Here is a 21289-nt window from a genome sequence, read left to right on the forward strand (position 1 = left end):
CTGGTGGCCTCGTCGAAAATGAGAATCCGGGGATTGGCCACGAGCGCGCGGGCGATGGCGATCCGCTGCCGTTGCCCGCCGGAGAGGGAGCACCCCTGTTCGCCCACCAGCGTGTCGTAGCCTTCGGTCAACTCGAGGATGAAGTCATGCGCACCACGAGCTTCCGGTCGAGTCTCTCCGGAATGGCCTTGCCGTCACGCGCGGTACGGGCGAGCATGGCGAGCATCGCCGGTTCAATGAACCCGAAGTCGAGATAGGCGATGCCCTGCGCCACGGCGACCGTCGTGTAATTGGCCGACACCGGCTGATCCGCGTGCTCGACCGGTGTCAGCGTCACATTCAACGCAACCACTTTCTCGTTTCATTCGGCCATGGCTTCCTCCGATATTCCTCCGTGATACCCAAACCTCTTTCTTGGCTGCATGGACCATCGCTCATCTAGACTGCCACCTAGACGTTGTCAACGACGAAAAAGTACTAGTTTGTGTAGGAACAGCCGCACACGCGGAAGGCCCGTGGTTTCGCCAGAACCCTGCACAACCGGCCTTACCGCTCACCACAGCGTGACTCGACGGCAGGCACCGGAGATTCTGCGAACCCGCGATGAGAATTTTCTCGGGTTTCCGCCGCGGTTGACGCCATCCGGGCACAGGCTATACTTGGTCACAATACAGCATGAGGTCACGCGATGGATTGGCACCTGGCGCTTTGGACGGCCATCAGTTGGATGTTCAGCGGTGGCATCCTGTATCTCGTGTACCGGTTCGGCCTGAACAGCGCGATCGAGCAGGGCCTGAAATGGAACTCCTGGCGGAGCATCTTGTTGCTGTTGGGATTTGTCGTCTGTCTCGCTATGTTCGGGACGGACTATCCGGACCAAGGCCTGCTCGTTCAATTTGACCAGGACGATCAAGCCCGGTTCGTCGGCATCTTCGGCATCATCGTCCTCACGTACGCCTTCGGCTACTTCGACGGGAGATCTCAGGAAACGACCGCGTAGTCGAGGTCTCCTTTCTCCTCTTGCGGCCCCGCGGCCGGCCCCACCCCTCAGTAGAATTCCTCTACTGGCTCCCACGATCCGGCGGTGAGTAGAATAATCTGCCACCCTATCACCGGGAGGTGGGTTATGACACACCACACACAGCGGGAGGCCCTCGGGCCTCTGATCGGTTTCGCCGTCTTGCTTGCCGCGACCGGCTGCGCGACCACCTCCGATCTGGACAAGCTGGAGCATAATCTGGCGCAAAAGGTCGATGCCCAGACGAGAGCCATCCGGTCGGAGGTCGCCACGATTCGCGACCAGGTCAAAGGGATCAAAGCGGAAGTGGAAGGCTTGCGCGCCCAGGTCGGCACGTTCCAAATGGATATGCGCGCGGCGCTGGAGGACGAGAAAAAGACGGACGCCATGCGGGATCAAATCCTTAAGGATCTGACTCTCGTCACGACCGGCACGAAGAAGGCGGTGGAAGGCTCTCAGGCCGCCGCGCAAGAAGAGCTCAGGAAGCTCGAAGCGGTGACGGGCGACGCGGCCAAGCAGCTTCAGGCGTTGCAGCAGATGGTCTCCACCGTCGGCGTCAGGATGGAACAGTTGCCCGCGCAGGTCAGCGCGCTGAGCGGCGATCTGCGCGCCCTGACCGACACGCTGTTGGGGACGTATACGCTGGAAGAAGCCGCGCTCAAGGACCGCTTGAAGGCGCTGGACGAGATGAAGCGGCGCCTGAAGCCTCTTGAAGCCCGGCAGCCAGGCGAGGCCGGACCGGCCAGGTAAAAAGGTTCCCGCGCGGGCCGCGCCGCCGGAGCGGTCCTGTCGAAGGCCGTGCTGAGAACCGAAGGGAGGTGAGGGAGATGCCCATGTATGAATACAAATGTCTGGACTGCGGCAAAGAAGCCGTCCTGTCCCTCAGCCTAAGGGAGCGGGAAAGCGGGGAGGTCGCCTGCCCATCCTGCAAGAGCAAACGGATGGAACAACTGTTTACGAGCGTAATGGCGAAGACCAGCCGGAAGAGCTGACGCTCCGTTACGTCTGGCGTTTCAGACTCAGCATGTAACTGGTCAGATCGTTGAGTTCCTGCTCGGTCAGCGGGAACTTCGGCATGATCGATCCCGGCGAGACCGATTGCGGATCGCGGAAATGCCGCAGGTGCCATTCCCGTTCGGGCCTGACCTCGCCCACGTACGAGAGATCGGGGCCCACCGCCCCGCCTTCTCCGTGAATCCGATGGCAGCCCGCACAGCCGTATTTCGCGTAGATCTCTTTGCCGTGCGCGACGGCCGGATCCACGCGCGGCACGGCATAGAGATTTTTGAGGGAGATCCCGAGCAAGGAAAACACCACGACCAGAAAGACCACACCGGCCCCGATCGCCACGGGGCGTGAAGAGGGATGCCGGACCGGATTGCGATCAATGAACGGCCAGAAGAGCAGCACCAGCACGAACAGGGCCGGCAGGATCCATGTGGCCACCGGTTCGAGCGGCCCGTGCACGTATTTCAACAACTCATAATAGAAGAGGAAGTACCACTCCGGCACCGGCACGAAACTGGTGTCTGAGGGGTCGGCCTTGTCCGTGAGCGGGAACGGAACGGCGAGCGCGAGCGTCGCGATGACCAGGAACACCCCCAGCATCACGACCGCATCCATGTAGACCTGCCGGGGATAGAACGTTTCGCTCCCCAGCGCCGCGCGATCTTCGCTCCACGGGCCGGCCGGCCCGACCCGCCTCAGGATGAACAGGTGCAGCGCAATGCCGGCCACGGTCAGCGCGGGCAGAAAGAGGACGTGGACGGCGAAGAATCGGGACAGCGTCAGCGCTCCGAGCGTCTCTCCGCCGCGCAGGACCCGCACCAAAAAATCTCCGACCAGGGGGACGGTCCCGACCATGTTGATGCCGACCTGCGTAGCCCAGTAGGCCGTCTGGTCCCACGGCAGCAGATAACCCGTGAACGCGAAGGCCATGACGAGCAGAAACAGGACGACGCCGACCATCCACATCAGTTCCCGCGGAGGCTTGTAGGCGCCGTAGAGAAAGACCTGCAGCATGTGCAAGCCGATGGCGACGACCATCCCAGACGCCCCCCAGTGGTGCAGTCCCCTGACGAAGGCGCCGAAAGCCACCTGTGTTTCAATGAATCGAACGCTGTCGTAGGCATGGTCCGGGGTCGGCGCGTAATAGACGGCGAGAAACATCCCGGTGACGGCTTGCAGGACGAAGAGGAAGAGCGTCGCCGAGCCGAATACATAGACCCAACTGGCGCCGCCCGGAATGGGCTCGTCCAGGAGCGTCCGCTCGATCGGCTTGAGCTTCAGCCGGCTATCGAGCCAGTCATACACTCTGGAGGCCATGCGTCCCTCGTGAAGCGTGAAGCGTATTTCGTCCTTGGGAAGCGCCGTTCATCGACTGCGAGATACGTTTCACGAGTTCCGCTTCACGCACATCATAATTCCACGCTTCGTGGTAAGCCCGCCTTGAATTCCCTGTACTGGACCAGGAGCCGGCCGTTCTCGATTTTCGATGGCAACCGATCCAGCGGCCTGGGCGCGGGTCCGCCCATGACCCGGCCCGTGACGTCGAACACGCTCCCGTGGCATGGACATTTGAACCGCCGGTCGGCTCCGTCCCACCGATAGCCGCAGCCGAGATGGGTACACATCGGCGAGAAGACCGTCACCTGCCCGTCACCCTGCTTGATCGCCCACACGGCTTTGTTGGACTTCGCTTCCATCCAGCCGTCTTTGACGGTCGCCACGTAGTCGAGCTGCTTCGGTTCGCCGACAGGCAATTCGTCGAGCCCTCCGACGTCGACCCATGATGACTCGCGACGTTTCAACGCCGGCGAGACAAAGTAGCCGACCAGCGGCACCGCCAGGGTGAGCCCGATCACGGCCGCCGCCGCGGCGGTGACCCACCCGAAGAACGTGCGGCGCGATCCGACCGGCGTGAAGAAGCCTGGAGTCTGCTTATCTTTGGGCTCATCCGGCGGATTCATGCGCGTTTCCTCAAATGGATGACGGCTAACAGCGAATAGCCAATAGCAAATAGCTCAGAGTTATTCGCTGCTTGCTGCTCGCTGCTCTGAAAATGCCCCCTCGATCCCCTCCCCCTTGAAGGTGGAGGGGAAGTGCGGCTACAGTCTGTTCGCTATATGCTGCTAGCTGTTTCAAAGCAGTTGAGCCCCATCGCAAGCCTCCGCCCCTTCTTCAGCGCTGCAGACAGGGCTCGAACATCTGTTCGCAGTGCTCCATCCCGCCGATCGACTCCGGCACAGGCACGTACTCCACGTCCGTCACCCGCTGGTCTTTGAGTTTCAGGCGCGCGCGGCACCCATTCGGCACGATGGGCACGCTGGCCTTCGAGCCGACGAAGGACCGTTCCAACGGAGGAGCTTCCCGGTAATAGATCAGGACGGCTCCTTCCTGGCCGGAGGTCCTGGCAAGCGGCTCGCCGGCGCAGACCACGACATCCTGTTCGGTTTTCCCGATCAGAGCCGCCCTCGCCGGAAAAGGTTGATCCGTCTCGAGGGTGGCGCATCCTCCGACGGCAAGGAGGCTCCAGGCCGTGAGGACCGGAGCCAGCCCCGGAGGATGCCGTTCCGCCAACACGTCGTGACGAGCCGGCCGGGCGCCTGCCGCCGGCAGGTTCGACCGGCTCGGTCGCCCGCGCGCCTTCACGGCTTTCCCATGGACGCCGGCGGACAGGTGTTGATCCCGAAGAGCTTCCAGGCCGGACAGAAGCCAATCGCCCCCGTCACGAGCGCCACCGCGCCGACCACGAAGGCGATCCCGGCGCCCCAAGGGGGAAGCTCCGCAAACGCGCCGACCCCCAACAACACGATGCCCAGTACGATCCGAATCGGTCGTTCAATCCCGCCCACGTTGCACGTCATGGCTCCACCTCCATACCAAGCTTCGCTTGATCCGGCCGCTCTTTTACGCGTTATCGCGATGAACGCGGCCGGAGAGACTGCTCAATTCGCTTTCCCGGATTTCAGCACCGAGCTTGCTGAGCCGCTCGCTCTTTATCGTTTCATGCACGACTGCGTGTCTTCACGAATGAATCACCCGTGTCGCATCCGGTCCTGCCGACTCAAACACTATATAGGAGTCGGCCGCCTATGAAAAGATTCATGCGAGGCCAGCATGAGCTTCCACAGCTCCATCGCCAGCAGTGGGACCAGTCCGACTCCGACCACCAGCATCCAGTGCTCCGGATCGAACGGGCTGACCTTGAAGACTTCGCGCGCCGCCGGCAGCAGGATGATCAGGACCTGCAAGGCGGCCGAGACCCCGACCGCCCAGAGCAGAGACCGATTCGAGAACACGCCGATCGAGAAAATCGACCGCCGGTCGCTCCGGCAGTTGAACGCATGGAACAACTGCGCCAACACCATCGCGGTGAAGGTCACCGTGCGCGCCCGCTCGAGGCTCTTGTCCATGGCGAACAGACAGTACGCAAAGACAAGCATCGTGCTTGCGGCGATGAGCGTCCCTTGGCCAAACATGAGCAGAAACCGTCGCCGAGACAGGAACCGTTCCTTCGGATCGCGCGGCGGCCGGGTCATGATGTCGGGCTCCTTCGGATCGGCGGCCAGGGCAAGCGCCGGGAATCCGTCGGTCACCAGATTGATCCAGAGGATCTGGACCGGCAACAACGGCAAGGGAAGCCCCAACAAGGTCGCCAGCAGCATCAGCAACACCTCGCTGAGGTTGCACGACAGGAGGTAGTGAACGGATTTTCGGATGTTGTCGAAAATGGCCCGCCCTTCCTCGACAGCCGCCGCGATCGACGCGAAGTTGTCGTCCGTCACCACCATGTCCGACGCTTCTTTGGTCACGTCCGTGCCGGTCAGCCCCATCGCGACGCCGATGTCTGCCGCTTTGATCGCCGGCGCGTCATTGACGCCGTCGCCCGTCATCGCCACCACCGCGCCCCGAGCCTTCCAGGCCCTGACGATCCGGAGCTTGTGCTCCGCCGACACGCGCGCATAGACGGCGACCTGCTCCACGCGCTCCACCAGGGCCCGGTCGGACAAGGCATCCAGCTCGGGTCCCGCCAGCGCCTCCCCCCGCCCGTTCACAAGACCCAGGTCTTTCGCGATCGCGATCGCCGTTTCCTTATGATCGCCCGTAATCATTACGGTTCGAATGCCCGCCTCCCGGCACTGCCGCACAGCGACCTTGGCTTCAGGCCGCAGCGGGTCCTTCATGGCCATGAGCCCCAGAAACACCAGGGCCTGTTCGATGTCCGCGGCTCGGAGATCGACCGGCTTGTCGTCCAGTTGCCGGCGGGCGATCCCCAACACCCGCAACGCTTCGTGGGCGAACGTCCGGTTGGCCTCCACGATCTTCCGCTTCGCCGACTCATCGAGCGGCTTGACGGCGCCGTCGACCGTCAACATATGGGCGCATCGTTCGATCAAAACATCCGGCGCGCCCTTCACGAATGCGGCGATCCCGCCGGGGGTTTTGCGGAGCACGGTCATCATCTTGCGTTCCGGGTCAAACGGAACCTCCCCGACGATGGGCGCCTCCGCCTCCAGCGATTCCTTCCACAACCCAAGCTTCGCCGCCGCCACCAACAGCGCGCCCTCGGTCGGATCGCCGAGCACCTGCCAGGTCGCGCCCACCTGCCTGAGCGTCGCCCCGTTGCACAAGACGGCCGCGGTGAGCAGCTCCCGTAGCCCGTTGCCCGTTGCGCGTCCACCGTTTCCGGCTCGTTCGGATAACGGATCACAGATTACGGATAACGGACCACGCCCAATCTCGCGAATCTCGCCCTCCGGCGCATACCCTTCGCCGGTCACCTCGAACGTTCGGCCGTCGATGAAAAGACGGGTCACCGTCATCTCATTCTTGGTCAAGGTGCCGGTCTTGTCGGTGCAGATGACGGTCGTGGATCCCAACGTCTCGACCGCAGGGAGCCGGCGGATGAGCGCGTGGCGCGCGACCATACGCGTGACACCCAGCGCCAGCGTGATCGTGACGATCGCAGGAAGTCCCTCGGGGATGGCCGCGACGGCCAGACTCACTGACGTCAGGAACATGCTGACCAGTGGCTCTCCGCGCAGCAGCCCCAACACGAAGACCACCGCCACGACCCCCAGCGAGAGATAGAGCAGGAGATGGCCGAGTTGTTCGAGACGGCGCTGCAGCGGCGTGACCTCCGGTTCGGCCGTCCGGAGCATGGTCGCAATCCGCCCTAACTCGCTCTGCAAACCCGTTGCGACGACCACCGCTCGCCCTTTCCCGGCGACGACGACTGTACCCATGAACACGAGGTTCCGTCGTTCGGCGAGGGGATGGTCATCGCCGCTCATGGCGGCGACAGATTTGTCCACCGGCGTGGATTCTCCGGTGAGCGCCGCTTCCTGCGTCCGGAGGGCGGCCGCATAGGTGAGCCGCGCGTCGGCGGGCACATAGTCGCCCGCTTCGACCAGGATGAGATCGCCCGGCACCAACTCCCGTGCGGGAATCGATCGGGCGCTTCCATCCCTCACGACCCGCGCCGTCGCGACCGAGAGCTTTTTCAACGCGGCCAGCGAACGCTCGGCCTTGAACTCCTGCGCGAATCCCAAGATTGCGTTCAGAAACACGATCGCGAGAATGGCGCCCGCATCGACCCATTCCTGGAGCAACCCGGACACGACCGCCGCGCCGATCAAGACCCAGATGATGAGGCTGGAAAACTGGGCGAAGAACAGAGACAACGGTGACGGCAGCGGGGCCTCCGGCAATTCGTTCGGCCCGTGCAGGGCGAACCGGCGCGCGGCCTCCTGTTCGCTCAGTCCGTGATCCAGGTCGGAGCCCAGTTCGCGGACCGCCGCACCAGGCGACATCGCGTGCCAGGAAACGGGTTTCAGAGAGGACGCCGGTGTCATGCAGTTCGTAATTGTGTCGCGATAGCCAACAGCGAGCAGCCGTCAGCTCTTCCGCTTCCCCCTCATCTGTTTCCTCTCCCCCATTCCTGGGGGAGAGGGCTAGGTGAGGGGGATTTTCGTTCCCCGTGGAAAAATGACCGCTACCGAAATAGCAGCCACAGCCCGAGGAAATAGCCGACGATCATGACCATGCTGTCAGGTTCGATCAGCAGATAGCGCTTTTCCACCCGGTACATAATACCCATGAGACCGACGTTCATCAGCAGAATGCTCCATAAGGCCGTCAGCGCGTGCGCGGGATCGACCGCGCTCAGCAGAGGTCCCTCGCGAAACGCGGCATCGGCGAAAAAGAAGGCCGCCATGTTGAAGGCGTTGCTGCCGAAGAGGTTGCCGACGGCCAGATCGAAGGCGCCCAGGCGCACGGCCGCCAGCGCCGTGACCAGCTCCGGCATGGAGGTGGTAATGGCCACCAACGACGTGCCGATGAACGTCGCGCTGACGCCGGTCCCCTCGGCGATCTCCTTGGCCGAACCGGCCAGGAGCGGTGCCGCGCCAAGCAACGCCAGCGCCGAAATGAAAAACCCCGCCAAGGCCCATCGCAGCGTCTTACGCCGCTTCCCATGCCTGTCCTCCGCCAACACCGCCGCTTCTGCGACTGCTTCCTGCTCCCGCTGGCGGCGCTTCACATCTTCCTGCCGGAAGATCATCCGCATTCCTAAGACGTACATCACGAGCAGGAGCACACTGCCGAAGCCGATCCCCGCATGTTCCACATCCGCTCGCAAGAGCACCAGAAACGCAGCCAGCCCGGTTAGGACCATCGCCAGAGAGGCCACCAGGGTATGTTCGAAGGCCGCCTGCTGCCACACCCGCCTCCTCCGATACGCAAGATCGATCACGCCCAGCGTCAGCATATTGCTGAGCCCGGCGCCAAAGAGATCGCCAGCGGCGAGATCGGGCGCGTGAAGCAGGCCCGCGCTCATGGTGGTGAAGACTTCCGGCAACGATGTGGCGGCGGCCATCAGCAGCACGCCGATCCAGAGCCGGCCCAACCCCGTCAGCTCGGCGATCCGATCGCCGTATTGCGAAAGCTTCGTGCCGGCAAAGACGATCGCCACGGCGCTCAGCGCGAAAAGCCCCCACGTCAGCACCATCAAGCCTCTCCTCCGCGGCCGAGAAGCCGGCCCTGGCGTTCACCGAGTCAGCGACCGGACATAGGCGAGCACGTTTCGGCTCTCCTCCTCCGACAACCGCAATTTCCACGACGGCATGTTCGGTTTGCCTTCGTGCAGCGTCTTCAGCAGTTCTTCGTCGGATTTGCCCTTGGTCGACGGCGAGGTGAGGTTCGCCGGCTCCGGACCGAGCAGCCGGTAGCCGTCACCTCTGCCTTGCGGACCGTGACATCCTGCGCAATGCCGCTGATACAACGCCTTGCCCCTTGCCAGGTCGCGGGCCGGCGAGCCGGTCTCAGCCGACGCGCCGATCCCGCCCATGATCCCCAGATTCCAGAGCGTCGCCGCCACCCCCATCAGCCACGCACTCTTCATCGCGTCACCTCTTCCGAAACCACCTCCGACATGTCGTCCGCAAACAGCTTCTCCTCGGCGGCAGGAGCCTTCGGCCGATCGCCGGGCTCCTCGAACCAGCGGTACAGCGCGGGCAGCACGACCAACGTGAGCAACGTCGAGGTGAAAAGCCCGCTGATCACCACCGTCGCCAGCGGCCGCTGGATTTCCGCCCCGATGCCCTGCGAAACCGCAAGCGGCAGAAGCCCGAGCAGCGTCGTCATCATCGTCATCGTGACCGGGCGGAGCCGCAACGTGCAGCCGGCGATGATCGCCTGGTCCGTCGGCCGCCCTTCGCCCCGGAGCTGATTGACATAGGATACCAGCACGATCCCGTTCCCCACCGCAAGACCGAACAATTCGATGAAGCCGATGGACGCCGGCACGCTCAGGTACTGGCCGGTGAGCCACAGTGAGACGACCCCGCCGATCAGCGCGAAGGGAAGATTGAGCATGATCAGGATCGCGTACCTCCACGAATGGAAAGCGACGAACAACAGGAAGAGAATCAGGCCCAGGGCGATCGGGACCACGATCATCAAGCGGGCATTGGCCCGCTCCATGTTCTCAAAGGCGCCTCCCCACGTCACAACGTAGCCTTGCGGCAACCGCAGCTCCGTCGCCAGCTTCCGGCGCCCTTCATCCACCACACTCCCGATGTCGCGATCCACCACATTGAACCCGATATAAATGCGGCGGCGCACCTGTTCGCGGCTAATGCGCGCCGGTCATTCCCGCATCTCGATGGTCGCCAGCTCGCTCAAAGGGATCGGCGCACCGGTGGCGGCCTTGACTCGAATCTCTCCGATGGCCCCGACGCTGTTGCGATACACTTCCGGAAATCTGAGGATGAGCTGAAACTTGATCGCGCATTCGGTCCTGATGCCGGAGATCAGTTCATCGACGCGTTCCTGGATCGGTTGGCTCATGAGGACCGAAATACCGGGAATATCGGCCAGCCGCCGGCGAATCGCGTCCACGAGACCCGATTTGGTCTTGGCGGTGGTCCAGGTCTCTCGCGGACGCAGCAAGACGACCGGGTCGCTTTCGTTCGGCTCTTCCGGCGCGTTGGCGATCTCAGAGCAGCTCAAGCCGGTTCCTGGCTTCGCGCGCCTCTGCGCAAGCCGTTCTCAACTCCGCTTCGCGTTTCTGAAACTCGGCAAGGCTGACCGCCCGGTGCTGGTAAAGATCATGAGTTCGTTCATAGACCAGTTCCGCTTCGTGTAGTTTCGCCGTCGCCTTGAGATACGTCGCCTCGGCCAAACCGAGCTCCGTACTGTGGAGCAGGGCCAGCAGCTCGCCTTTCTTGACGTCCTGGCCGAAGTCCACATACACCTTCACCACGCGCCCGCGAATCAGGGTGGTGACATCGGCCAGTTCGTTTTCATTGGGCTGTACCGTGGCGGGAAACTCCCGGTACAACCGGAATTCGCCGCGGGTCACGGGGTGGACCTCGATCCCCGCCCGCACGATCTCGTCAAGTTTCAGGCGCAAAATGCCCGAGGGTGCGGCGGCCGGAGCGGGCTTCGCGCCGGAAGCCTCGTCTCCCTCTCTGCCGCAACCCGGCGGGCCGACCAGACACATCAGCAGGACGACCGCGCAGAATTGCCGGAGTGAGCGCGTAAGACGACCCGGCGGCGTCATCGCTTCTTCACGGCGGTGCACAAGTACGGCTTCACCATCTCCCAGGAATCTGTGGTGTTCACGGGAAACTCGGAGATCGGACAAAAGAAGGGCGGAACCGCACGCCACAACCGCACCGACGCCCCTCACCAGGCCTATGCAGACAAGGCACTGCTCCCACTCTCGTTGCGTCCGGCAAAGGTCATAATTACCCACGAGTGACCGAGGCAAGCCTAATGCCAGCCTAGGCCGTTGGAACGAGGCAATTTCTTAAAGGATCTTGCAGCGGCGACAAGACGCTTCAGACGGCACAGTGGCAGAAAGGGGCAGCTTCATTGGAACCCCAGGCCCAAAACACCCCGTGCCGCGGCCTGAACCGCGGGGATGGTAGTCGTCTCCCACGGTAATCGGGTAACCATCGAGGCACGAGATAAATTTCTTCACTATAGAGATAGGCGCAGGATCGGTCTGCCGATCTTGCACTTGGTAACGGTAGCCTGAATCCTTGGGCGAGCCACCATTCTCCCTTTTCTTTCATTTCGCATCGGACGCTGTGAACGGCGGAATGAGCAGACGTGGAAAGAAGAACAACTGGCCACGTTGGAGAGAGGCCAAAGAAGCAGCATCCCGCAATAAAGGATGCCGTGCGCCCAGTCCACTGTTACAGGATACACCTCGAATATAAGGGCTACTTATAGTTTGCTCGGAAGCTGTTTAAGAAGCTTGTTATTCGATCAAAAGCTGAATGATCAAGCGGTATTAAGGTTTCCGGACGGCTCCAGGCCCATTTCAAAGGCGTATATGGATCACTCTTGCACGCGGCAGACAAGAAGCAACGCATTTGCAGTTTAGATAACTTCGATTTCGGCCAAGATTCCGCATTCGTACAACGAACGAAATCCTCAACACATGGTCTAAGGCTAAACCACTTGTCGAGGGCTGCCCCCAGGCAAAGCGTTTCCAGATTGCCAGGTTGGTCCGCTTCAGGAAGTAAGACTACTGCGATGTCCGGCGATCCACCGCGCGTAGCAATTGTAAAAGGCCGGTCAGGAACCGGGTAGGTCTCAGCTGATTCAATTTGTTCTCTAAGCTTTGCGAACGCACTGCCTGCATCGTCATCGCTGTCGGTCACAATGACTATGCCGGAGATCTTTTCGAAGCCCTCAAGGACCCTAAGGGCGACGAGTAATTGGCCAAAACCTTTCTTGCCTCCAGTGTCCGACTCTGGTTTTCCAGGGAAAGCGACTTGAAAACCGTTCAAATTTCTTTGTTCTACGAGATGCCGAAAAAATGCTTCGTCATCTTCTCCTTCTCCGACAATCAAACATGGACCAACTAACGGCCTTGGAACCAAAAGATGATCCCTACCTCACTTCGAGATCCTGATCCATTGCGCTACGAAGCTCCTTTCCGCTAAACATTCTGATATTGCAGCGATCATCTTGTCTCTCAGCTCTTAAGAGTCTGAAGTCATCCTGATTCTCTTTAAGCAACGGTGACAGTGCTCTGAGGCAATCCAAGCTGTGAGTTGAGGCAATCAATTGAACATCGTAGTCCTTTGCGAAAGTAAAGAGAGAAGACCAGATAGTAGACAATCTGTCGTAGTAAAAGCCATTTTCGATCTCGTCCACGTAAACAACTCCATGAGGGTTGCTCGCAATGGCTAACAGTAGACTCACAAACTTGTTGATTCCACCGGAAACCAGCGTTAGCGGCAGCCTTCGACTTATCGAAGGCGCCACCAATCTTGCGTATACCATAGGCGAGCCAGAATCTATCTCGACGGATAATCCCTGAATATAGGGGAATTCTCTGTTGAGAGCCTTGACCAATTCGCCTTCTTTCCCTTGTTTGCTAAGCTCTGAAAAATGAGCAGCGTTTTCCTCGGCATTCGGATTATGGAACGAAGCAAATAGGGAACCAGGGAGCGGATCGATGAACTGGCCGACGTTCAGACCTCGCGGTGTCAATGCGGGTTTAACCTCAAAGGTTTTGCCTCCGCTTATTGTCCATTCCATCCTGATGGGTGTGATGACTGACATATCATCCCTCTTCTCCAGGATGGGAATAGTCAAGGATTCCTCGGATCTATAATAGATCTTCAAGGACCTGTCCGCTCCGTGAGTTCCGGACGTCCTAATGGATATCTGTCGATTTTGGTCAAATGCGTAAAATAGGTCTCGCCACAAGGACTCGTAGAATCTTCTTTCGTAAGTGATCTTCAGAACATCTCCAAAACCCCTCCATCCGCGCAAGCGCAAGAAGACCTCGGCAGATCCTGCAGCCACAAGAAAAAGAGACTCCAGGAAAGCAGTTTTACCGGTGGCGTTTTTCCCGACCAGTAAGTTAATTCTGCTCAGACCATCAAGGTTCAATTTCTCAAAACACCTAAAATTTTGAATTTCGATTGTGCTGATCATCTAGACAATGTGCTGAGATTCCTTGCACACCTCCCTAACTAGCGCTGCATAATACGTTACCGGATGTTTTTTGTCACGCTGTGAAGTGTGCCCCAACTGGCTTGGTTGCTTCCGCTGGGTGCATCATCGACCCCTTTATATTCTTCCCACTGCATTCGAACTGTAATGGGTACCTGGCACAGTCTTAGATGTTACCTTCAAACTTGTTGTTTTCTCCGCGTGTATTGGAGCTTGCATCAAAGCCGTCTTGTGCTCCGGCGTATCACGTCCAGGCGGCTGGGCTGGAATTCCTGCCGCACATCGCCGTAGTGGGCGGGACACAACTTGTCGCAGCATGCGGCCCTTGCTTCCGAACAGCAAGGGCGAAGCCTGTACTGTTTGAGGCCGCTGCGGCCGAGTTTACAGGATTCGAGCAGGCAAGGCTTAGTTGGGTGCCCCCGGAGGCGTCTTCAGCGGCAGAATTCCGGCCCAGCCACCGTTCCCACTCCAAACGGCCAGGGACCCATTGCCTAACTGGGCTTCGTGCAACGGGTGTGAGCGGAGGCAGTCAGTCCATCGCTCTTCCCCTCGCGTCCCGTCTCTTTGTCCTTCCGCCACCGCCACGTCACATACACCGCCGGGATCACGAACAGGGTCAGGATCATCGCTGAAAGTACCCCGCCCACCTGCGGAGCCGCGACCCGCTTCATCACGTCCGCCCCAGTCCCCGTCGCCAGCATGACGGGGACCAGGCCCAGCACGTCCACCAAGCCGATCATCGCCATGGGCCGGATGCGTTCCACCGCGCCGCGCTGGACGGTTTCCAAGAGATCGTCCAGGGTTTTCAACCCGCCCGCCGCCTTGCGGCGGGCGCAGGCCTCGTCCAAATAAGCCAGCATCACCGCGCTCGTTTCGGCCGCGGTGCCGACGACGGTGATGATCCCGACCCAGACCGCGATGCTCATGTTGTACTCCAGCGCAGCCAGGTACCAGATCGCGCCGACCAGCGCGAGCGGCACGCCCAGCATGACCATCAGCGTTTCGGCAACGGACTGGAACGTGAGATAGAAGACCACGAAGATGATCAACAAGGTCAGCGGGACCACGACCGCCAGCCGTTCCCGCACCCGTTGCATGAACTCATACTGTCCGGACCAGGCGATCGTGTAGCCCGGCGGCAGCTCGATTTTCCCCTGCACAGCGCGCTTGAGGTCCTCCACATACCCACCGACGTCCCGCCCGGCCATATCGACGTACACGTAGGCCGCGAGGCGGCCGTTCTCGTCGCGGATCATCGGGGGCCCGCTCACGAAGCGCAGCGCGGCGAGTTGCGCGAGCGGCACCTGGATGCCCGCCGGTGTCGTGACAAGGACCCGCTTGAGCTTCTCCGGATCGTCGCGCAGCTCCCGCAGGTAACGGACGTTGATCGGATAGCGCTCGCGCCCTTCGATCGTGGTTGCGATATTCTCCCCGCCGATGGCGGACTCGATGATCCGCCCCACGTCCATCACCTTCAGACCGTAGCGCGCAATGTCCTCGCGGTTGATCTCGAAATCCAGGAAGTATCCGCCGGTGACCCGCTCGGCGTACACGCTGCGGGTCCCCGGCACCTCCTTCGCGACCATTTCCACATGTCGCCCGATCCGTTCGATCTCCTTGAGGTCTGAACCGAAGATCTTGATGCCGACCGGCGTCCTGATGCCGGTGGTCAGCATGTCCACCCGGTTCTTGATCGGCATCGTCCACGCGTTGGTCACCCCTGGGAACTGCAATGCTCGGTCCATCTCGTCGATCAGGCCTTCATAGCTGAGGCCTGGCCGCCACTGCGCTTTCGGCTTCAACATGACGACCGCTTCGATCATGCTGAACGGCGCCGGATCGGTGGATGTCTCGGCCCGTCCGGCTTTGCCGAAGACCCGCTCCACCTCGGGGAACGCCTTGAGCTTCTGGTCCATCAGTTGGAGGAGTCGGCCGGCTTCGGTCACCGAGAGGCCGGGCAGCGTCGTCGGCATGTAGAGGATCGTCCCTTCGTACAGGGGCGGCATGAACTCGGAGCCGAGTCGCTGAAACGCGGGAACCGTTCCCGCCAACAGCGCCAGAGCCGCCAACACCACCAGGCCGCGGTGGCGCAAACAGCCCCTGAGGGCCGGCGAGTACAGCCGCTGCAGCAGCCGGCTCACCGGATGGCGCCGCTCCGGAAGAATCCGGCCCCGCATGGCGCCCGGGAGCACCGCCGGTACGAACGTGATCGCGAGCACCGCGCAAGCCGCGATGGCGAGATTGTTCGTCCAGGCCAGGGGCCGGAACAGCCGGCCTTCCTGCTCCTGCAGCGTGAAGATCGGGATGAAGGAGATCGCGATCACCACCACCGACGCGAACGTCGCCGGCCCGACTTCCTTTGCCGAGTCGATCAGGACTTTGGCGCGGTCTCCTTGCCGGCCTGCTTGCTCCCATTCCTCCAACCGCTTGTGCGCGTTGTCCACCATCACGATCGCGGCGTCCACCATGTCTCCGATCGCCACGATGATCCCGCCCAACGACATGATGTGGACGCCGATGTTCATCAGGTACATCGGCACGAACGCGATCAGCACGGCCAGCGGCAAGGTCAGGATCGGGACGGCGGCCGATCGGACGTGAAGGAGGAACAGGACGATCAGGGCGCCGGTCACGATCAATTCTTCCGCCAGGCTTTCGTACGCCGTGGCGATGGATTCTTCGATCAATCCGCTCCGATCGTAGGCGGTCACGACCTTGACGCCCTTCGGGAACGACGGTTCCAGCTCCTTGAGCTTGGCCTTGACGCGCTCGATGACGCTCAGCGCGTTCTCGCCGAAGCGCATGACGACGATGCCGCCGACCGCTTCCCCGATCCCGTCCATTTCGGCCAGCCCCCGCCGCATGTCCGGGCCGAGACGGACCGTCGCGACATCACGGAGCAGGATCGGCGTCCCGCTCTCGCTCACCCCGACGGCGATCTTCTCGATGTCACTGACGGCCTTGATATACCCGCGGCCCCGGATCATGTACTCGATTCCCGAGAACTCCACAACCCGGCCGCCCACATCGTTGTTGCTTTCCCGGATCGTTTCGATGATCGCCGGGATGGACAGCCGATAGGCCAGCACCTTGGTGGGATCGAGGTTGACTTGGTATTGCCGGACGAAGCCGCCCACGCTCGCCACCTCGGCCACGCCCTCGACCGCGCGAAGCCAGTAGCGCAGATACCAATCCTGGAAGCTGCGGAGCGAGGCTAGGTCGTGCTGCCCCGACTCGTCCACGAGCGCGTACTGGAACACCCACCCGACGCCGGTCGCGTCGGGGCCGAGTTGCGGCGCGACCCCTTCGGGCAGGCGCCCTTCGAGCTGGCTCAGATACTCCAACACGCGGGATCTCGCCCAGTAGATGTCCGTGCCGTCCTTGAAGAGCACATATACATAGGAAAACCCGAAGTCCGAGAGCCCGCGCACTACCGTGACCTTCGGCGCGGACAGCAAGGCGGTCACGATCGGATAGGTGATCTGGTCCTCCACGAGATCGGGCGAGCGTCCCGGCCACGTCGTGTAGACGATCACCTGGGTATCGGACAGATCCGGCAGGGCATCCACCGGCGTCTGCCGCACGGCCCACAGTCCGGCCGCCGCGGCAAAGAACACCAGCAGCAGGACGAAGAACCGGTTCTTCGCGCTGAACTCGATGATGCGTTCAACCATCGTCAAACACGTCATGCGTCATGCGCGACACGTTATGCATCATGAGTGACAGAACCGGGTATTTCTTGTCCTCTCCACGCTTCGCGCATCACGTCTCACGCATCACGTCCTATTTCATTCCCGGCATCCCGGCCATCCCGCCGACGGCGGCTTTCAACTGACTCTCGGAATCGATCAGAAAGTTCGCCGAGGTCACGACATGGTCACCTTCCTTGAGCCCCTGCACCACTTCGACCCAGTCGCCGGCCCGCTCCCCGAGCTTCACGGTTCGCCACTCCAGCTTGCCGCCGCCGTGATGGATGAAAATAATCTGGCGTTCGCCGGATTCCAGCACCGCATCCCTGGGAATCGCCAGCCGGGTCCCGAGCGGGATCTTCAGCTCCACATTGGCGTACATATCAGGCTTGAGCCGCTCGCCTGGATTGTCGACCTCGAACCGGACTCTGGCCGTTCGCGTCTTCGGATCCAGCGTCGGATAGATGAATCCCACGTGACCGTGCAGCTTCGTCTGCGGGTCATAGGACAGCGTGACCATGGCGCCCTGCCCGATTCTGATGGAGGGAAGTTCGTACTCGTAGATGTCGGCCATGATCCAGATCTGCGAGAGATCGGCGATGAAATACAGCTCCGTCCCGGGCGTGACGTACGTGCCGGCCCTGGCCTGCATGCGGATGACCGTGCCGGTGATGGGCGAATGAATCGGCAGCGTCCGGAGCACCCGGCCGGTGCGCTCAAGATCGCGGATATGGTCCTCCGTGATATCCCAGAGCTGGAACCGCCGCTTGGTGGCCTCCAGCAGTTCTTTGGCCCCGCGGGCGACCTCGGGAAACTCGCTCCCGCCGAGTTCGCGGTAACTCTGCAACGCCAGCAGGTATTCCTCCTGAGTCGCGACCAGGTCCGGACTGTAGATCGTAAAGAGGATCTCCCCTTTCTTGACGTGGTCCCCGACCGCGCTGACCCGGAGATCCTCGATCCAGCCGTCGAACTTGATGTTGACCCGAGCAAGCCGGCGCTCGTCGATCTCGACCCGCCCCACCGTCCGAATCGCTTTCTCGAGCGGCCGCCGCGCGGCTTCCTGGAACCGCACCCCGATCGTCTGCAACCGCTCCGGGGCGATCGTCACGGTGTTGCGTTCCGCAACCGGCGTGGACGGCGCCGCCGGCGCGCCGGCGTGCGGCGCCCCTTCGCGGGGTATCGTCTCATGCGGCTTCGCCGGCGCACCCGGCGGTTCCTGCGTCAGGAACCAATAGCCCGCCGCCAGCCCTGCCGCCAGCAACGCAAACGCCCCTGTGATGACGATCATGCGCTTCACGTGCCCTCCGCGGTCCGCAGTCCGCCACCCGTCATCCGTGATGCGTCACCCGTGATCCGTGAACGGTGATCGGAAAACGGGTGACGGACAACGGCTAACGGTTCGCGGATAACGGGCCTCCGGTCAATTCCTCCAATCTCGCCAGCGCCTTTTCGTGCGCGACCATTTCCCCGTGCAACTCAAGTTCATTTTCCTGCAAAGTCAGGAGACTATTCAGCAGCGTCAAGAAGTCCACTTTGCCGACGCCGTAGCCCGCCTGAGCGGATTGCAACGCCAGCGTCGCTTGGGGGATGATCGCGTCCCGGAGAATCATCACAAGGCGCTCCGCGCGCTGCGCCTGGACGAACGCATCCTTGACCCTGAACAGCACCTCCTGCCGCGACGTGCTCAAGTCCTCCCTCGCGCTGGTCAGCCCGGCGAGCGCTTGATTGACGCCCTGTCGCTGTTTGGTGGCATAGTAGAGCGGGATACGGATGCCGAGCATGACCTGATACCCATTGTCGTTGATCCGGTCGTTCCGGAGCCCCAAGGCGGTCACATCGAAGTCTGGAAAATACTCGCGTCTGGCCAGGGCGACGGCTTGCTCGCCTCGCTCGACCCCCTTGGCCGACGCCTGCAGAATCGGAGAGAGCGCCTCGGCCCGCCGGCTCAGCTCTTCCAACGGAAACGGGAGGAGGGCGACCTGGATCTCCTCGGGAGTGCCGAGCGCCGCGGCGGGGGGACGATTCAGAATGCGGTTGATCGCCGCATGGAAGCTCTCTTTCTGCTGCTCGAGCACCGCCAGACGGTCAAGGACCCGGGAGATCTCGACTTGCGCGCGAAAGACATCCTGCTGGGCCGCCCGTCCGACGGTGTACCGTGCTTTCGCGGTCTTTTCGAATTGGATCAGGAGCTGCTTGTTCTTCTCGACGATCTCGATGGCCTTGTGGACGAAGTGCAAATCAAAGTAACTCTGTTTGAGAGCCGCGATCAGCCGGAGCCGGGTCGCCAGATAGTCCCGTTCCAGCCGCTCGGCTTCCCGCTGGGCGACCTCACCGCGGAGCCGGAGCTTTCCGGGAAACGGGATCTCCTGTCCGAAGCCGTACACGGCGCCCTGAAGCGGCTCCACCATCGGCATCCGCTGATAGCCGAGCTGAACCTTCGGATCAGGGAGCGTTTGCACCTGCGGCACGATCGCCTTTGCCGCTTCCCATCGCTCGCGCGCCGCCCTGACCTCCGGGTTGTTCTCCATCACCTCCGTGATGAGGTTGTCCAATGACAGCCTCGTCTCTTGCGCGGCATTCGCGGCGGGGATCACACACCAGAGGCAGACAGCCGAGGCCGCCGCCATCCATCCTGTCATCAAGCGGATCATGGTCGTCCTCCCTCAAAGAAAAAGAACGGAGAGCCCTTGACCGAATCGGTCGCCGGCCCGTTGACGCAGCCGTTTCTCAGGAGAGGATCAAATGCGCAGGACGGCGTTCAGGGGAAGATTGCGCGGAGGATCGTGGAGCGTCCGGACGAGCAGGTGGGCACAACCAGACGCCGGCTTTGCACAGGAGACCGCGGGCACCGCACCTCCGGGGCAGAGCCGGTGCGCATCACCGGCGGGATCGAGGGTCTGGCCGGTCTCCACGGTGAGGGTCTTAAAGGCTTCGCAAAACTGGGGAGTCGGCTGTTGCCCCGACGTCGAACACCCGGCGCCCATCGTCGTTGCCGGGTGCCCGACGAACGGCAGCAAACAGGCGTAGGCGTTGAAGCTGAAGCCGGCAAACAGAACGATCAACAGGGCGACGAGGATGGCGCGTGCGCGACGCATCGATGATCTCCCTTACGCGAAAGCATACGCCTGCCGCGCAGACGAGTCAATTTGCAGGCGCGGGAGCGGTGTGCTCCGCCTGAGCACGCCCGTTTACAATCAAACGGAATCCTATTTGCTCACCGCACCACCAACACCGAACAGGAGCTGTGTTGCACGACTTTCGTGGACACACTGCCGAGCAGGAAGCGCGCGATGGCGCCCAAGCCTTTGGCGCCGGTGACGATCAGATCGGCTTTCTTGCGCGACGCGACCTTGATGATTTCCTCGGCGGGCTTCCCGAGGCGGAGCACCTCTTCGACGTGATAGCCGGCTTTGACCAACTTTTCCGCGCACCGTTCGACGACCCTCTTGCCAGCTTCTTTCAGCTCGGGATACTTCAGAAACGGCATCACGTGCACGACCGACACCCGGATCGGCTCGGACCTGCCAGCGGCCGCGCCTGCGTCCGCCCTGAGCTTGCTTGTCAGAAACCGGATCGCTTTCTCGGACGACGGGGACCCATCGGTTGCGAAGACGATGTGGCGGACCGGCCTGGCCTCCTCCTTGACGACGAGCACGGAACAGGGCGCATGGAGCGTCACCTGCGTCGAGACGCTGCCGAGCATGAACCGATCGAGCGCGTCCAGTCCCCGGCTGCCGAGGGCGACCACACCGTCGCGCCTGGGAGCCTGCTTCAGAATCGTCGAGGCGATGCCACCGTTTTGGGTGACGACTTTTCCCTTCAGGCCATGAGCCGAGAAGAGCGAGCGGGTCTCTTCAACCACTTTTTTCGCCCGCGTCTCCAGCCGCTTGATTTCCTCCTGAATGAACCGCTCGTTCCCGGCCACCACAGGCTGCACCACGAAGGGCGCGCGCAGCGCCGCGACGTCCATGACGTGCAACGCCGTCACCTGAGGCGGTGAAACAAATGGCAACCGCGCGATCCATTCCGTCGCCCACCGACCGTACTTGGAGCCGTCGACCGCTAAGAGGATTTTCATCGTCACCGTCCTTTCGTATTC

At 61.8% G+C, this 21289-nt stretch carries 21 protein-coding genes and 1 pseudogene; 3 read left to right on the forward strand and 19 right to left on the reverse strand.

Annotation, left to right across the window (positions count from 1 at the left end; genetic code table 11):
- Both AB1555_00005 and AB1555_00010 read right to left on the reverse strand, forming a co-directional pair.
- Positions 1-155, reverse strand: a pseudogene (locus tag AB1555_00005) (ATP-binding cassette domain-containing protein).
- The gene (locus AB1555_00010; protein ID MEW6245076.1) at positions 128-352 is read right to left on the reverse strand and encodes a hypothetical protein; all 225 of its coding nucleotides are present in this window, start codon (positions 350-352) and stop codon (positions 128-130) included. Before AB1555_00010 ends, AB1555_00005 begins: the two are co-directional and overlap by 28 nt.
- Before the next feature lie 336 nt (positions 353-688).
- Here AB1555_00010 and AB1555_00015 point away from each other — a divergent pair, with 336 nt between their 5' ends.
- From AB1555_00015 to AB1555_00025, 3 genes are all read left to right on the forward strand, one after another.
- Entirely contained in the window at positions 689-1000 is a 312-nt protein-coding gene (locus AB1555_00015; GenBank protein ID MEW6245077.1) for a hypothetical protein, read from the forward strand.
- Between the two features lie 126 nt (positions 1001-1126).
- On the forward strand, positions 1127-1768 hold the full coding sequence (locus tag AB1555_00020; protein ID MEW6245078.1) for a hypothetical protein: 642 nt from the start codon (positions 1127-1129) through the stop codon (positions 1766-1768).
- A gap of 77 nt (positions 1769-1845) precedes the next feature.
- Positions 1846-2010, forward strand: coding sequence for an FmdB family zinc ribbon protein (locus AB1555_00025; GenBank protein ID MEW6245079.1), 165 nt, complete (start codon positions 1846-1848; stop codon positions 2008-2010).
- A 7-nt stretch (positions 2011-2017) separates the two neighbouring features.
- On the opposite strand, the gene AB1555_00030 is transcribed toward AB1555_00025, so the two are convergent.
- From AB1555_00030 to AB1555_00110, 17 genes are all read right to left on the reverse strand, one after another.
- The gene (locus AB1555_00030; protein MEW6245080.1) at positions 2018-3343 is read right to left on the reverse strand and encodes a cytochrome b N-terminal domain-containing protein; all 1326 of its coding nucleotides are present in this window, start codon (positions 3341-3343) and stop codon (positions 2018-2020) included.
- Positions 3344-3435: 92 nt separating this feature from the next.
- Positions 3436-3987, reverse strand: coding sequence for a ubiquinol-cytochrome c reductase iron-sulfur subunit (locus AB1555_00035; protein MEW6245081.1), 552 nt, complete (start codon positions 3985-3987; stop codon positions 3436-3438).
- Between the two features lie 211 nt (positions 3988-4198).
- Positions 4199-4669: a hypothetical protein gene (locus AB1555_00040; GenBank protein ID MEW6245082.1), complete on the reverse strand. Its 471-nt coding sequence runs from the start codon at positions 4667-4669 to the stop codon at positions 4199-4201.
- The gene (locus AB1555_00045) at positions 4666-4884 is read right to left on the reverse strand and encodes a DUF2892 domain-containing protein (protein ID MEW6245083.1); all 219 of its coding nucleotides are present in this window, start codon (positions 4882-4884) and stop codon (positions 4666-4668) included. The genes AB1555_00040 and AB1555_00045 overlap by 4 nt, the downstream gene beginning before the upstream one ends.
- A 207-nt stretch (positions 4885-5091) precedes the next feature.
- On the reverse strand, positions 5092-7875 hold the full coding sequence (locus AB1555_00050; protein MEW6245084.1) for a cation-translocating P-type ATPase: 2784 nt from the start codon (positions 7873-7875) through the stop codon (positions 5092-5094).
- Between the two features lie 140 nt (positions 7876-8015).
- Complete coding sequence (locus AB1555_00055) at positions 8016-9029, reverse strand: sodium:calcium antiporter (protein MEW6245085.1); 1014 nt, start codon at positions 9027-9029, stop codon at positions 8016-8018.
- A gap of 39 nt (positions 9030-9068) precedes the next feature.
- Positions 9069-9422 carry a cytochrome c gene (locus AB1555_00060; protein MEW6245086.1) on the reverse strand — a complete coding sequence of 118 codons (354 nt, stop codon included), beginning with the start codon at positions 9420-9422 and terminating at the stop codon, positions 9069-9071.
- A complete protein-coding gene (locus AB1555_00065; protein ID MEW6245087.1) occupies positions 9419-10144 on the reverse strand; it encodes an efflux RND transporter permease subunit in 726 nt (241 codons plus the stop codon). Before AB1555_00065 ends, AB1555_00060 begins: the two co-directional genes overlap by 4 nt.
- A gap of 24 nt (positions 10145-10168) precedes the next feature.
- Positions 10169-10531 carry a hypothetical protein gene (locus AB1555_00070; GenBank protein MEW6245088.1) on the reverse strand — a complete coding sequence of 121 codons (363 nt, stop codon included), beginning with the start codon at positions 10529-10531 and terminating at the stop codon, positions 10169-10171.
- A complete protein-coding gene (locus tag AB1555_00075) occupies positions 10518-11105 on the reverse strand; it encodes an efflux RND transporter periplasmic adaptor subunit (GenBank protein ID MEW6245089.1) in 588 nt (195 codons plus the stop codon). The genes AB1555_00070 and AB1555_00075 overlap by 14 nt, the downstream gene beginning before the upstream one ends.
- A 646-nt stretch (positions 11106-11751) precedes the next feature.
- Positions 11752-12417, reverse strand: coding sequence for a DUF3226 domain-containing protein (locus tag AB1555_00080; protein ID MEW6245090.1), 666 nt, complete (start codon positions 12415-12417; stop codon positions 11752-11754).
- Positions 12418-12427: 10 nt separating this feature from the next.
- Positions 12428-13483, reverse strand: a complete 1056-nt coding sequence (locus AB1555_00085; protein MEW6245091.1) for an AAA family ATPase — start codon at positions 13481-13483, stop codon at positions 12428-12430.
- A gap of 509 nt (positions 13484-13992) precedes the next feature.
- Positions 13993-17175: a CusA/CzcA family heavy metal efflux RND transporter gene (locus tag AB1555_00090; GenBank protein MEW6245092.1), complete on the reverse strand. Its 3183-nt coding sequence runs from the start codon at positions 17173-17175 to the stop codon at positions 13993-13995.
- Positions 17176-17284: 109 nt separating this feature from the next.
- The gene (locus tag AB1555_00095; GenBank protein ID MEW6245093.1) at positions 17285-18478 is read right to left on the reverse strand and encodes an efflux RND transporter periplasmic adaptor subunit; all 1194 of its coding nucleotides are present in this window, start codon (positions 18476-18478) and stop codon (positions 17285-17287) included.
- A 103-nt stretch (positions 18479-18581) separates the two neighbouring features.
- Positions 18582-19841, reverse strand: coding sequence for a TolC family protein (locus tag AB1555_00100; protein ID MEW6245094.1), 1260 nt, complete (start codon positions 19839-19841; stop codon positions 18582-18584).
- Between the two features lie 87 nt (positions 19842-19928).
- Positions 19929-20285: a hypothetical protein gene (locus AB1555_00105; protein MEW6245095.1), complete on the reverse strand. Its 357-nt coding sequence runs from the start codon at positions 20283-20285 to the stop codon at positions 19929-19931.
- Between the two features lie 119 nt (positions 20286-20404).
- Complete coding sequence (locus AB1555_00110; protein ID MEW6245096.1) at positions 20405-21268, reverse strand: universal stress protein; 864 nt, start codon at positions 21266-21268, stop codon at positions 20405-20407.
- Positions 21269-21289: the final 21 nt, after the last annotated feature.

Source organism: Nitrospirota bacterium (assembly GCA_040755395.1).
Taxonomy (GTDB): domain Bacteria; phylum Nitrospirota; class Nitrospiria; order Nitrospirales; family Nitrospiraceae; genus DATLZU01.